The sequence below is a fragment of the Streptomyces sp. AM 2-1-1 genome, from assembly GCF_029167645.1.
Lineage (GTDB): Bacteria > Actinomycetota > Actinomycetes > Streptomycetales > Streptomycetaceae > Streptomyces.
Genome location: NZ_CP119147.1, coordinates 94186 through 107663 on the forward strand (window position 1 = coordinate 94186; position 13478 = coordinate 107663).

The 13478-nt window shown below is 71.9% G+C and carries 11 protein-coding genes; 5 read left to right on the forward strand and 6 right to left on the reverse strand.

Annotated elements, in window-relative coordinates; all coding sequences use genetic code 11:
• Positions 1-97: 97 nt before the first annotated feature.
• Both PZB77_RS00460 and PZB77_RS00465 read right to left on the reverse strand, forming a co-directional pair.
• The gene (locus tag PZB77_RS00460; protein ID WP_275490501.1) at positions 98-487 is read right to left on the reverse strand and encodes a cytidine deaminase; all 390 of its coding nucleotides are present in this window, start codon (positions 485-487) and stop codon (positions 98-100) included.
• 17 nt (positions 488-504) lie between these two features.
• Positions 505-2130 carry a family 43 glycosylhydrolase gene (locus tag PZB77_RS00465; protein ID WP_275490502.1) on the reverse strand — a complete coding sequence of 542 codons (1626 nt, stop codon included), beginning with the start codon at positions 2128-2130 and terminating at the stop codon, positions 505-507.
• Between the two features lie 399 nt (positions 2131-2529).
• Here PZB77_RS00465 and PZB77_RS00470 point away from each other — a divergent pair, with 399 nt between their 5' ends.
• The 3 genes from PZB77_RS00470 (at position 2530) to PZB77_RS00480 (ending at position 5901) form a co-directional block, all read left to right on the forward strand.
• Complete coding sequence (locus tag PZB77_RS00470) at positions 2530-3792, forward strand: amidohydrolase family protein (RefSeq protein ID WP_275490503.1); 1263 nt, start codon at positions 2530-2532, stop codon at positions 3790-3792.
• A gap of 203 nt (positions 3793-3995) precedes the next feature.
• Positions 3996-4832 (forward strand): PP2C family protein-serine/threonine phosphatase, encoded by an 837-nt coding sequence (locus tag PZB77_RS00475; protein ID WP_275490504.1) that lies wholly within the window; start codon positions 3996-3998, stop codon positions 4830-4832.
• A 58-nt stretch (positions 4833-4890) separates the two neighbouring features.
• Positions 4891-5901: an MASE1 domain-containing protein gene (locus PZB77_RS00480; protein WP_275495858.1), complete on the forward strand. Its 1011-nt coding sequence runs from the start codon at positions 4891-4893 to the stop codon at positions 5899-5901.
• A 16-nt stretch (positions 5902-5917) separates the two neighbouring features.
• Here the strand turns inward: PZB77_RS00480 and PZB77_RS00485 are convergent, their stop codons facing one another.
• Positions 5918-7186: a D-arabinono-1,4-lactone oxidase gene (locus tag PZB77_RS00485; protein WP_275490505.1), complete on the reverse strand. Its 1269-nt coding sequence runs from the start codon at positions 7184-7186 to the stop codon at positions 5918-5920.
• 546 nt (positions 7187-7732) lie between these two features.
• On the opposite strand from PZB77_RS00485, the gene PZB77_RS00490 reads away from it, so the two are divergent.
• Together PZB77_RS00490 and PZB77_RS00495 are read left to right on the forward strand one after the other, a co-directional pair.
• Positions 7733-7933, forward strand: a complete 201-nt coding sequence (locus PZB77_RS00490; protein WP_275490506.1) for an antitoxin — start codon at positions 7733-7735, stop codon at positions 7931-7933.
• A 311-nt stretch (positions 7934-8244) separates the two neighbouring features.
• Positions 8245-10065 carry an FUSC family protein gene (locus PZB77_RS00495; protein WP_275490507.1) on the forward strand — a complete coding sequence of 607 codons (1821 nt, stop codon included), beginning with the start codon at positions 8245-8247 and terminating at the stop codon, positions 10063-10065.
• Positions 10066-10128: 63 nt separating this feature from the next.
• Here PZB77_RS00495 and PZB77_RS00500 read toward each other — a convergent pair whose 3' ends face one another.
• From PZB77_RS00500 to adhP, 3 genes are all read right to left on the reverse strand, one after another.
• Positions 10129-10470, reverse strand: coding sequence for a hypothetical protein (locus tag PZB77_RS00500; protein ID WP_275490508.1), 342 nt, complete (start codon positions 10468-10470; stop codon positions 10129-10131).
• 51 nt (positions 10471-10521) lie between these two features.
• Positions 10522-12249, reverse strand: coding sequence for a cytochrome c oxidase subunit I (gene ctaD, locus PZB77_RS00505; protein WP_275490509.1), 1728 nt, complete (start codon positions 12247-12249; stop codon positions 10522-10524).
• A 157-nt stretch (positions 12250-12406) separates the two neighbouring features.
• Entirely contained in the window at positions 12407-13420 is a 1014-nt protein-coding gene (gene adhP / locus PZB77_RS00510) for an alcohol dehydrogenase AdhP (protein WP_275490510.1), read from the reverse strand.
• Between the last annotated feature and the right edge of the window lie 58 nt (positions 13421-13478).

The window sequence follows — 13478 nt, forward strand, 5'->3', positions numbered from 1 at the left end:
GTCTCTCGACGGAGGCTGGGCTCCCACTGCCGAGGGCTCGTCGGTCGCGGTACGCGGAGAGGTGGCTCACGCCCCTCCCCCGCCTCCGCGTAGCCGCTCAGTCGGCCCAGACGTAGGTTTCGGGAAGCAGCTCGGCGACGGCGCGGACGCGGTCGCCCGCGCCGACGATGACCTCGATGCCCGGGAAGTAGTCGAGAAGCACCTGCCGGCAACGGCCGCACGGCGGAAGGATCCCCCGGCCGCGATCGCCCACGGCGACGACTGTGTCCAGCTCGTACGCGCCCTGGGCGGCTGCCGCACCGATCACGACCAGTTCCGCGCAGGGTCCGCCGGTGAAGTGGTAGGCGTTCACCGCGGTGATGATCCGGCCGTCCCGGACGCGCGCGGCGGCGGCCACGGTGTGGTTGTCGCCGTGGCAGCGGGTGCGCGCGACGTGCTCGGCCGCCCTGACGAGTTCGCTGTCGACAGGGCGGGGCCGCTCGGTCATCTTCTGCGTTCGTCCGTTCAGTTCTCGGCGTGGAAGGTCGCCTGATCGTAGTCGGCGTGGTGTCCGTGCCCGGAGAGGTCCCAGACCCACAGCCCGACGAACGCCCCGGTGAAGCCCATGGCTCTGATCTGCCCTCCGTGGAGCTCCTGGGCGTGCTCGTCGGAGAGCACGGTGGCGTCGTACACCTCGCCGATGGGGCGCCGGCCGGAGCCGGTGTCGTAGTGGAAGCGCAGGTCGCCTCCGCGCACCTCGCAACCGAGCCGCAGTCTCGTGACGCCGTCATGGGCGATGCCGTCGAGGGGGACGCTGCCGGCCTCGTCGACCGTCAGGTCGCCCCGGTCGCTGCGCGCCGTGCGCAGTACGGGCCGGCCGTCGTCGTCGGCGGTGGCGTAGAGGTAGTACCAGTTCTGGGTGTTGTAGTACGCGGTGATCCCGGCGAGGTGCTGGAACCCCGCGGGGCGGTACTCCATCGTGGCTTCGAAGGAGCAGCGGGGCGCGGTCACACGTTGGGCCACGAGGCTCGGTCCGACGAGGCTGCGCGGGGAGCGGCCTCCCCGGATCCTCAGGTGGGAGGGGCGGTCGGTGAGGGACAGCCAGTCGGGGGCCGCGGGCCGGCGGAGGGTGGACCACCGCGTCCCCAGGACGGCGTCGTCGAAGTAGTCGTGGACGGCGGCGCCCGGTGCCGGGGTACTCGGCGGGCAGGATTCCTCTCCGGTGGTCCGGTCGGTCGCCCGGGACGCGGGGGCCGGGATCTCGGCGGCCGGTTCGCCCGTGGGGACCCGGGGCCAGTCGTCGGAGGTCCAGGTCACGGGGGCGAGCGCGGTCTCGCGACCCAGTACGCACGGTCCGTGGCGGCCGATCGGGCGGGCGACGAGGTAGGCCAGGTAGGACTCTCCGGCGGGCGTGGTCACGAGGCTGCCGTGGCCGGCCTTCTGGAGGGGGAGGTCCGGGCGGTGGCGGGCGGTGATGAGCGCCCCGTTCGGATCCCGTTCGTAGGGGCCGGTCAGGGTGCGGGAACGGGAGGCGGTCACCTGGTGGTCGTAACCGGTTCCGCCGTCGGCCGTCAGCAGGTAGTACCAGGGGCCGGCGCGGTAGAGGTTCGGGCCCTCGATCCACTCCGCGCCGGAAGGCAGCTGGAGGCGGACGGGGTCGCCGCTCAGGGCGCGGGCAGCGCGGTCGAAGCGGGTCGCCTCCAGGCCGGCGGACCCGCCGTGGCCGGGGCGCCAGTCGTGGACGAGGTTGACCAGCCAGCTGTCCTGACCGTCGTGGAAGAGGGACGCGTCGAAGCCGCGTGCGTGCAGCGGGACCGGATCGGACCAGGGACCGTGGATCGAGGACGCGGTGACGAGGTGGTTGGGACTGTCGGTGAACCCGCCGGTGTAGGTCGACACGTTGCTGTAGACGAGGTGGAACACTCCGTCGACGTGGCTCAGATGGGGAGCCCACACGCCGGCGGAGTCCGGGCAGCCCGTCAGGTCGAGGCCCGTCGGGCCGTCGAGTGCCCCGCCCAGCGCCTCCCAGTGGATCAGGTCCCGGGAATGGTGCAGCCGGACTCCCGGGCACCACTCGAAGGTCGAGGTCGCCAGGTAGTAGTCGTCGCCGACCCGCACGATCGACGGGTCCGGATGCGAACCGGGCAGCACGGGGTTCCGGATGACTCGCGCGGTTCCGTCTCGCACGTGTGCCGCCGCTCCCGCCCTGCGCCAGGACCCTCGCCGCCTGACGATCAAGGGGACCGTAGCGTCGAACACCCGGATCGACAAGCGTCATCCGGAGGGCGGTGGAGTGGCTCGCGGGAGGCCGGACGGTGTGCCCGCTCGGGCGTCGTGGGTGGCCCGGCCCGTCGCCGGGCCGGACGTTTCCCGGCGGAGGGCGCGCGGTAAGCACAGTGATCGGCACCGGTCTCCGGGACGCGTTCCCCGGAACCCCGGGCGCCCCCGCTTTCGGGCGCTCGGTTCGCCGTGAGAGTGCCCTCCGCTCGCCGCGAGAGTGATGTCCGTGCGCCGCGAGAGTGATGTCCGCGAGAGTGAGGAAAGGAACCCATGAACTCCGAGACGGTCCTGATCCGTGACGTCCGCGTCTTCGACGGGCTGGACGGTGAGCTCTCGGCACCCCGGTCGGTGCGCCTCGAAGGCCGCAGGATCGCGGAGATCGGGGAGGACCTCCCCCCGCGTGGGCTGGTCATCGAGGGCGGCGGACGGGTGCTGATGCCCGGCCTGACCGATGCGCACGTCCACCTCTTCGCCGTCGGGAACACGGAGGCGGGGCTCGCCATGGGAAGCACCGGCTCGGGGTATTACCAGGCGCTCGCCGAGGCCGGGCGGATGCTGATGCGGGGCTTCACCACCGTGCGGGACATGGGAGGGGACGTCACCGCGCTGCGGCAGGTCCTGGACGCGGGCACCTTTCCCGGCCCGAGGATCTATCCCAGTCAGGCCGCGCTCTCGCAGACGTCGGGTCACGGCGACTTCTCCTGCGTGCACGACGCCGCCACCACCTTCCGGGGTGCCCCCTCGCGGGCGGAGGCGATCGGTTTCATGAGGGTCGCGGACGGCCGTGACCAGGTCCTCGCGGCCGCCCGCGAGCAGTTGAAGAAGGGGGCCACCCAGATCAAGGTCATGGCCGGCGGCGGAGTGACCTCCGCGCACGACCCGCTGGACGTGGTGCAGTACACGGTGGAGGAGCTGCGGGCGGCCGTCGAAGCCGCAGCCGACTGGGGCACGTACGTCAGCGCCCACGTCTTCACCGACGAGGGGATCCGCCGCGCGGTCGCGGCCGGGATCACATCCATCGAGCACGGCCACCTCGCCTCGAAGGAGACCATCCAGCTGCTGAAGGACGAGGGGGTGTGGCTGAGCACCCAGCCGTTCCTGGAGAGCGACCACTCCTTCGCCTCCCCCGAGTCCACGGCGAAGCACAAGGAGGTGTGCGACGGAGTGGCCCGTACCTACGAGTGGGCCCGGGCCGTCGGAGCGCGGATCGCCTTCGGTACGGACCTGTTGCTGGAACCGTCCAGGGCCGACCACCAGAGCGAGATGCTCACCCGGCTCTCCACCACCTTCGGTTTCACGCCCGTCGAGGCGCTGACGATGGTCACCTCGCAGAACGCCGCCCTGTTCCGGCTCGCCGGCGAGCGCGACCCCTACAAGGCCGCCCGTCTCGGCGAGATCACCGTCGGCGCGTGGGCGGACCTCCTGATCGTGGAGGGAGACCCGCTGCGCGACCCGCGGGTGCTCGGCGCACCCGAGGAGAACCTGGCCGTCATCGTCAAGGACGGCCACGTCCACCGGAACCGGCTGGTCTGAGAGCAGAGGGCTCCGCAGGCCGAGGGATCCCACCCCCTGACCGGAGAAGCCGGTCCTCCGGGTCCGGCGGCCGGTACTACCGTCTCCGGAGGGCTTCGGCGCCGGCCCCGCCGCCGACGTCCGGTCGCTCGCCGCTCCTGCCGGGTCGCCGGAGCTCCGTGCGCGAAATACTCTGCAGTGACCGATTCGTACTGGAGCAGCCGATGACTCGCCGGAGGAATCCCGCCCCAGCGAGCGCCGCCGACCTGCTCAGCACCCTGCACCAGCTCACCGCTCGCGCCCGGCAGGAAGTGGAGCTCCACCAGGCCCGTGTGGAACTGGCGGAAGCGCTCCAGCGCACGATGCTCCCGGGTGCGCTGCCCTCCCTTCCCGGCCTGCGGACCGCCGCCCGCTATCAGCCGACCCTCCACGGGCTCGACATCGGCGGCGACTGGTACGACGGATTCGCGCTGCCGGACGGCGCGCTCGGTTTCGCCATCGGCGACGTCCAGGGGCACGACGTCGAGGCGGCGGCCGTCATGGGGCAGATACGGATCGCGATACGGGCCATCGCGGGCAGCACGTCGGATCCGGGCGAGGTCATGCGCCGTACGAACGATCTCCTGGTGTCCGTCACGGCGCCCCTCTTCGCCACGTGCACCTTCCTGCGGGTCGATCCGGTCGCCCATGAGCTCCACTCCGCCCGGGCCGGCCACGTCGCGAGCGTGTGGGCCACCGTGGACGGACGGTCCGGGATCGCGGAGAGCCCGGGCGGCCTGCCGCTGGGCATCCAGAGCGGGGAGACCTACCCCGTCACGCGGCGGCGGCTCGACGTACCCGGCGCGATCGTCCTGCTGACCGACGGGTTGGTGGAAGGGCCCTCCCTCGATCTGGACGACGGACTCGAAGCGGTACGCCGACTGGTGAGCGCACAGGTGCACGCCTCCGCCGAGGAGCTCGCCCAGACGGTGCTCAAAGCCGCGGACATGACAGGCCATGAGGACGACGTCGCCTTCCTCGTCATCCGCCACGGTGGCGATCCGGCCGGGAGCACCGCCTGACGGCCCACCGTGCGTGTCACGGCGGGGGCGGTGCGGAGGTCGGTGTCTGATGGCATCTGTGATCCGCAGCGAGAAGGCCCGACGTCGCACCGTGGCCGCCGCACAGCTCCTGGGCGTCGCCGCCGTGTACTACCTCTCCGGGCGCCTGGGGCTGCTCCGCAGGGTGGAGGCCTACCAGTCGGTGGTGACGCCCCTGTGGCCGCCCACCGGGGTGGCTCTGGCAGCGCTGCTGCAGTTCGGCGGACGGATCTGGCCCGGCATCGCGCTCGGTGCGCTGTTCACCACTCTCTCGATCAGCGGCTCGTTCTCACCTCTCGGGATCGGCATCCTGGCCGGCAACACCCTCAGTCCGCTCTGCGCCTACCTGGCGCTGCGGGCGGTGGGCTTCCGGGAGGAGCTGGACCGGCTGCGGGACGGACTCGCGCTGGTCTTCCTGGGCGCCTTCGCCGGGATGCTGATCAGTTCCACCCTGGGCAGCATCACGCTCGTCGTGACGGAGAAGCTCCCTCCCGAGAGGTTCTGGCCCATCTGGGCGTGCTGGTGGGCCGGGGACGTGATGGGCGTGCTCGTCGTGACGCCCATGCTCCTCGTCCTGCGCCGGGCCCGGATGCCGCGGGTCACGGACCGGTGGCTGGAGGCGGCCGGGCTCTTCGTCGTCGTGACGGGCGCGACGATCCTGGCGACGACGAGCACGCTCGCCATGCTCTACGTCGTCTTTCCCGTGCTGATCTGGGCGGCGCTCCGCTTCCAGCTGCCCGGCAGCGCACCGTGCGCCCTGCTCGTCTCCGTCGTCGCGGTGGTCGCGGCGACGCACCGGATCGGGCCGTTCCAGGGGCACGCGGTGCTGGAGGTGATGCTCAACCTGGCCGTCCTGAACGGCTCGGTGACGCTCACCTCACTCCTGCTGTCGGCGGTCATCACGGAGCAGCAGGACATCCGCCGCGAGATGGAGCACGCCTGTACGGAGCTGGCGGAGCTGGTCGAGGAGCTGACGCCGCGCTCCAGCGCCCGCGCCCGCAGGCCGGCGGCCGGCGGGCGCGTGGCGGCGGTACGGCCCGACGCCGGGTGAGGCGGGGACCGGTGTCTCACTCCCCCGGCCGGGGGAAGAAGCGCCGCAGGAAGTCGTTGCGGAATATCCCCTCGGGGTCGTACCGGGCGGTGAGCTCCTCGAAGCGGGCGAAGTCGGGGTAGAGACCACGCAGGTCGCTGGGGCCCATGGGGAAGACCTTGCCCCAGTGGGGCCGCGCGCCGAAGGGGGCGAGCGCCTCCTCGACGGCGTGCAGCACCGGCGCGACGGCGGCCGTGTCGGGCTTCCAGGTGAAGTGGAAGGCGACGCAGTCGCGGCCCTGGGCGGGGCTCAGCCAGAGGTCGTCGGCCGCGACCGTCCGGATCTCCGCGATCAGCAGCAGGGGCGCCACACGGTCCCGCAGGCGTTCCAGGGCCTCGAAGGCCGCCGGAGCGTCGTGCCTGGCCACGAAGTACTCCGACTGCAGTTCGTCGCCGCTGCTCGGGGTGAATTCGAGGCGGAAGTGGGGCAGCCGCTCGTGCCAGGGGCCGCGTACCCCCTGCTGCACGGTGCAGTGGGCGGGCGGCATACCGGGAACGGGGTGGCGGGGGCCGTCCGCGAGCACCGCTCCGCGCCACTGGGCGGGAGCTTCGTGCGCGTCGCCGTCCTCGGCGGCCCGCTTGACCCACACCTGGTCGACCGGTCCGTCGCTCCAGCTCGTGAAGAGACTGACGCTGTAGCCCTCGGCCATGATCTCCTCGAAGCCGCCGAGCGCGTGGTCGCGGGGCATGGCTTCGTAGACCCACTGCCGGACGTCGAAGGTGGGCACGAGGTCGAGGGTCAGCCGTGTGACGATGCCGAGCGCGCCGAGCGAGACCACCGAGCCGGCGAAGTCGGGGTGGCCCCGCTCCAGCGTGATCAGCGAACCGTCCGCCCCGACGAACTCCGTCGCGCGGACCGCTCCGGCCAGCGAGCGGTTGGCGACGCCCGAGCCGTGGGTCCCGGTCGCGCAGGCGCCGGCGACCGAGATGTGCGGGAGGGAGCCGAGGTTGTGCAGGGCGTAGCCGCGCTCGTGCAGTACGCCGGTGATCTCGCCGAACCGGAGCCCGGCGCTCACCGTGGCGGTCCCCGCGGCGGGATCGATGTCGACCGCGCGGGGCAGCCCGGCGACCGACACGAGGTCGCCCCGTGTGTCGGCGATGTCGTTGAAGGAGTGGCGGGTGCCCAGGGCGCGGATCCCGGAGGACGATCCCACGACGTGCCGCAGCTCCTCCACGGACGTCGGTGTCAGCAGTCGCTGGGCGCCGAAGGTGATGTTCTTGGCCCAGTTCCGATGCGGCGCGCTCACGCGGCGCTCCCCCGCCGTACGGCACGGGAGACCGTACGACGCGAGAGCCTCGGGTGTACGGGCGTGAACGCGACGGGTGGCGGCGTGGCGGGACGGAGACGCGGACGAGAACGATCGATCATGTGTACGGAGCTTAGTCATCGGCTCCGGGCGGCGGGAGGCCGCCGGGGGTGGCGTCCGGCACCTTCACGCTCCGGCACCTCCGCGGGGGCGTACCGGGGAAGCGAAGTGTTGCCTTCCCGCACGCCTGCGCGGCACCCGAGCGGCTCGCGCCGGAGTGTCGTCAGTAGGGGAGCGGTCGCCCGGAGGGCGTACGCAGATCGAGCGGGGGCGGCCCCGAGGGCTGCGGCGGACGGCGGACGATCCTGATGCGGCCCATTGCCACCACCTCCTGTTGGTCAACCGGTATGTGCCCATGGGGGCGGTGTTCACACTTCCGCGCCCGTGCGGGCTTCGCATCCCGGCCCCTCCGCGGGGATGCGGAGCGGGCCGGGTGCGGCGAACCTTGAGGGGACCTCGGGGGGACCACGACGGAGAGGACGCGTCATGTCGGCGATGGACAAGATCAAGAAGATGCTCAAGGGACACGAGGAGCAGGCGGGCAAGGGCGTGGACAAGGCCGGCGACATGGTCGACAAGAAGACCGGTAACAAGTACGAGGGTCAGGTCGACTCGGCTCAGGACCGGCTGAGGCAGCAGTTCGGCGCGGAGGGCGAGCGGGACGGGGGCAACCCGCCGCGCTCCTGAGGGAATCGCGACCGGGGACGGCGGCGCGCGCCTCTGCCGCGTCCGGCGCGGGCCGGGTCCCGCTCCCGTCCCCCTTCGAGTGGGCCCCGGAACGGCCCTCGCGTGCCGGCCTTCACGTGCTGGTAACGGCGGGGTAGCACGACCTCCTCGCCGCTCCCCTACCCTGGTCCCCGAAGCCACGGCCGAGGACGTCCACCGGCGCACCATGTCACCGCTGGACGGGAGCCCCGTTGTTCCGACCCCCTTTTCCCGCCCTCCCTCTCCCCGCCCCCGCGCGTCCGCTGCCCCGCTGGCTGGGCCATGTGCTGAGCATGCAGCGCGGCCCGCTGCCCTGGGGCGCCGTCCTCCGGGGCGGGCTCGCGATGTTGCCGCTGCTGCTGTCGGTGCTGGCCGACCGTCCCTCGCTCGGGGTTCCCGCCGCGCTGGGGGCCATGCTCGCGGGTTTCAATGACCGGCCCGGCAGCCGTCGCGGCGCCGTTCTGCGGCTCGGTCTCCCCGCGCTGATCGGTGCCCTCGGGCTGTTTCTCGGTGCCTGCCTGGGAGAGGTGACCGGCGGCGGGCGTTCTCTGGTGGTCCTGCCGCTCGCCCTGGGCGTTCTGGGGTTCGTCGCGGGCGCGATGAGTTCGACCGGACCCGTCGCCTCCTCCTGCGGGACCCAGCTGCTGGTGGCGGCCGTGATCGGCGCCGGGATGCCCCTGCCGGAGCCCGGTTGGCACCGCGCGGCTCTCTTCCTCCTCGGCGCCGGGTGGTTGCTCACGCTGCGGCTGGTACTGCCCTCCCCCGTCCGCAAGCGGGGCGGGACGGGTGCCCCGTATCTGCTCGACGGGGAGCGCGAGGCCGTGGCGGCGGTGTACGTGGCCGTCGCGGAACTGCTGCGCGCCGCTGGGAGTGATCGGGCACCGGGCCGGCGGGCTGCTCTGAGCGCCGCACTCGACCACGCGCAGGACACCCTGGCCGGGCCCCGGCTCACCCGTCGCGCCGGTTCGGCCGCCGAGCGCCGACTGCACGCCCAGTACGCCGCCGCGTTTCCGCTGGTCGAGGCCGCGACCGCGCTGGCCTGGGCGGGGAAGCCCCTTCCCCCGCGCATCGCCGAAGGCCCGGACCGGCTGGCGAGGGCGGTGCTCACGGGCGCTCCCTGCGGTGCGCTTCCCGCGCCGGCGCGGTCCGGGGCGGGGCTGCGCGCGCTCGACGAGGCGTTGCTGCGCGCGGCCGCCGATTTCGACCGTCGCGAGGGCGGACGGCTGCGGACGACCGGCACGGCCGACCGCGTGCCCCTGGTGCGGCGTGCCTTCGGCCCGGCGGGACGGGCGTACGGGATCAGGGTCGCCCTGTGCTGCGGCGCGAGCGCCGTGCTGGCGCAGTTGCTCCGCCACGATCACTGGTACTGGCTGCCCGCGACCGCGGTCTTCCTGGTGAAGCCCGATCTGGGGCCGCTGGCGTCGCGGGTGCTGTGCCGGGCGGCCGGAACGGTGGCGGGGGCAGCTCTCTACGCCGTGCTGCCGGCTGCGTTCGGCGGTCCCGGGGTCGCGGTGGCCGCGGTCGTCGTGTGCGGCGCTCTGGTGCCCGTGTCCACCCGGCACTTCGCGGCGCAGACCGCGGTGGTCACGGTGCTCGTGCTCTCGCTGGTACGGCTGTCCGGTGAGCCGGCCGCCGGTGCCGGACGCGTCGTCGAGTCGCTGCTGGCGTGTGCGCTGGTGCTGGTGATCGGTCACGTACGGATGCCGGGGCAGCGGATGCACGCGGTGCGCTCGGCGCTCGACACGGCGTCCTCGGCCGCCCACCGGTACCTGCGTCACGTACTGGACCACCCGGGGGACGGGGACCGGCGCGGCGACCTGAGGCGTGATGCCTACCGCTCCCTCGCGGTGGCCCGTCACGCGATCGAGCTGTCGGCGGCGGAACTGCCGCCGGTGGCCCGGCGTACGGCCGGTTCCGCCGAGGTCGCGCAGGCCCTGGAGATGCTGATCGACACGACGACCGCCTGCGCCGTGCACCTCGACGGGCGGCCGACGGGGCTCTCCCGCTCCTACGCCGACCGTCTGACCGCGCGGCTGGCCGCTCTCGACGCGGCGCGGGCGGGGACCCTCGGGCCGGAGCGGTCCGGGGCGGGCGCGCCGGTGGCGGTGGGGTGAGGTCCGGGGGTCGCTTTCGCGGGCGGGGCGTCCGCGGCGGCTCCCGCGGTGGTCGGTCGTGGATCAGCGTGTGAGCAGGGTCAGCGCGGTGCAGACCCCCGTGACGGCGCCCGTGACGGCCACCGAGAGGGCGACGCAGCGGTTCCTGAGCTGTTCGTAGCGCGCGGTGTACTCGGCTCGCAGCTCCACGGCGCGCCCGGCGACGCGGCTGAACGAATCCCGGCAGACCGCCACCCGGTCGGTGACGTAGACGCGTTCCACGTCCTCGCGTTGGGCGGTGGTCAGCCAGGGGAGCTGGTCGGTGAAGCGCCCCGCGTGGCGGCGTGCCTCCTGGACCTCGGCGTTCCACAGGAGGTAGCCCTCCATGCGGGCGATGCCCCGGGCGCAGTCCGGATCGGGTTTCACGCGTTCCTCTTCTCGTGGCGGCATCGGGTCTCGCGGGCCGGTCACCGTCTTCTACTGCTTGTCCCCGGGGGCGACGGTCACGGACGCGGCCGGGACGTTGGCCGCGTCGTCGAGCGCGCGGAGATCCGGGTGGTGCAGGTCGAACGCCGGCGATTCGGAACGGATCTTCGGCAGCGCCACGAAGTTGTGGCGCGGGGGCGGGCAGGACGTCGCCCACTCGAGCGAACGGCCGTAGCCCCACGGGTCGTCGACCTCGATCTTCTTGCCGTACTTGGCGGTCTTCCACACGTTGTAGAAGAACGGCAGGATCGACAGGCCGAGCAGGAACGAGGAGATCGTCGAGATCGTGTTCAGCGCGGTGAAGCCGTCGGCCGCGAGGTAGTCCGCGTAACGACGCGGCATGCCCTCGGCACCGAGCCAGTGCTGCACCAGGAACGTGCCGTGGAAGCCCACGAACAGCGTCCAGAAGGTGATCTTGCCGAGCCGCTCGTCCAGCATCTTGCCGGTGAACTTCGGCCACCAGAAGTGGAATCCGGCGAACATCGCGAACACCACGGTGCCGAAGACGACGTAGTGGAAGTGCGCGACGACGAAGTACGAGTCCGAGACGTGGAAGTCCAGCGGCGGCGAGGCCAGCAGGACACCGGTCAGACCACCGAAGAGGAAGGTGACCAGGAACCCGAACGCCCAGAGCATCGGCGTCTCGAACGAGAGCGAGCCCTTCCACATCGTGCCGATCCAGTTGAAGAACTTCACCCCGGTCGGTACCGCGATGAGGAACGTCATGAAGGAGAAGAACGGCAGGAGCACGCCGCCCGTCACGTACATGTGGTGCGCCCACACCGTCACCGAGAGGCCCGCGATGGCGATGGTGGCCGCGATCAGGCCGACGTAGCCGAAGATCGGCTTGCGGCTGAAGACGGGGATGACCTCGCTGATGATGCCGAAGAACGGCAGCGCGATGATGTACACCTCCGGGTGCCCGAAGAACCAGAAGAGGTGCTGCCAGAGGAGCGAGCCGCCGTTGGCGGCGTCGAACACGTGAGCCCCGAATTTTCGGTCCGCCTCCAGTGCGAAGAGGGACGCGGCCAGGACCGGGAAGGCCAGCAGGACCAGGACGCCCGTCAGCAGGACGGTCCAGACGAAGATCGGCATCCGGAACATCGTCATGCCGGGCGCGCGCATGCAGATGATCGTGGTGATGAAGTTGACGGCGCCGAGGATCGTGCCGAAACCGGAGAAGGCCAGACCCATGACCCACAGATCTCCGCCCACGCCCGGCGAGTGTTCCGCGTTCGAAAGCGGTGAGTAGGCGAACCAGCCGAAGTCGGCGGCCCCGTTGGGGGTGAGGAAGCCACTGACCGCGATGAGCGAACCGAAGAGGTACAGCCAGTAGGCGAACATGTTCAGCCGCGGGAACGCCACGTCGGGCGCGCCGATCTGCAGCGGCATGATCCAGTTGGTGAAGCCGGCGAACAGCGGCGTCGCGAACATCAGCAGCATGATCGTGCCGTGCATCGTGAACATCTGGTTGTACTGCTCGTTCGAGACGATCTGGATGCCCGGACGGGCCAGCTCGGCGCGCATGATCAGGGCCAGCACGCCGCCGACGCAGAAGAAGGCGAAGGACGTGATGAGGTAGAGGGATCCGATCGTCTTGTGGTCGGTGGTGGTCAGCCACTTGATGACGACGTTCCCCGGCTGCTTGCGCCGTACCGGCAGTTCGTCCTCGTACGAGTCGTCCGACTCCACCGGTTCTGAGGTACTGCTCGTCGTCACTGCGACGCTCCTTTGATCGACGGCCCGTTCCGGACTCGCCGACCAGAATGGCCCGGGGCGGATCGGCCACGTGGGACATCCTCCCGGGTGGAGCGTCACCGGACACCAAGGACACTCGAACGGCCCAACGAGGGGGCGCTCCGCCCGCGACGAACGGTCAGCGGAGGTCGAAGACGAGGCGGCCGGAGACGGTGCCGGCGAGCACTTCAGCGATCGAGTCGTTGATGTCGGCGAGGCTCCGGGTCTCCCGGACGACGCGTGTGCGGCCGAGGCGGTGCAGCCGGAAGACCTCCGCCAGATCCTCGCGCGTACCGACGATCGAGCCGAGGACGGTGATGCCGTTCAGGACGGTGTCGAACACGGGGAGTGCGAGGGTCCCCTCGGCGGGCAGCGCGACGAGGACCAGGGTCCCGCCCCGGCGGAGCGCTCCGTACGCGGAGGAGAAGGACTCGTTGCTGACGGCGAGGGAGATGGCCGCGTCGGCGCCGCCCAGCCGGTGGGCCTCCTCGGTGACGTCCTGGGTACGGGCGTCGATGACGTGGTCCGCGCCGAGGTCCCGGGCGAGTGCCAGCTTCTCGTCGGTGACGTCGACCGCGATGGTCTCCGCACCGAAGATCCGGGCGTACTGGAGGGCCAGGTGGCCGAGGCCGCCGATCCCGGAGACCAGGACCCGGGAGCCCGGCCGGGCGCCGGAGAGCTTCACCGCCTTGTACGTGGTCACGCCCGCGCACGTCAGTGGGGCGGCGTCGAGCGGGTCGATCCCCTCCGGCACGGGAACCACGTAGGTTCCGTGGGCCAGGGCGTACTCCGTGTGGCTGCCGTCGACGGAGTAGCCGCTGTTCCGCTGTTCCAGGCAGAGGGTCTCCCAGCCCGACACGCAGTGGTCGCAATGCCCGCACGCCTCGCCGAGCCAGGGGATCGCCACCCTGTCGCCCACCGCGAGGTGGTCCACCTGGCCACCGACCGCTTCGACCACGCCGATGCCCTCGTGGCCGGGTACGAAGGGGGGCGCCGGTTTCACGGGCCAGTCCCCGCGGGCGGCGTGGATGTCGGTGTGGCAGAGTCCGGAGGTCTCCATCCGCACCAGCACCTGAGGGGGTGCGGGGTCCGGGACGGGCCTCTCCTCCACGACCAGGGGTTCGGTGAAACTGCGGACCACGGCGGCTTTCATGGGCCCTCCTCCGTTCACGCGGTGGGCCGGAGGCGTCAACGGCCCTCGCCGCACCGGA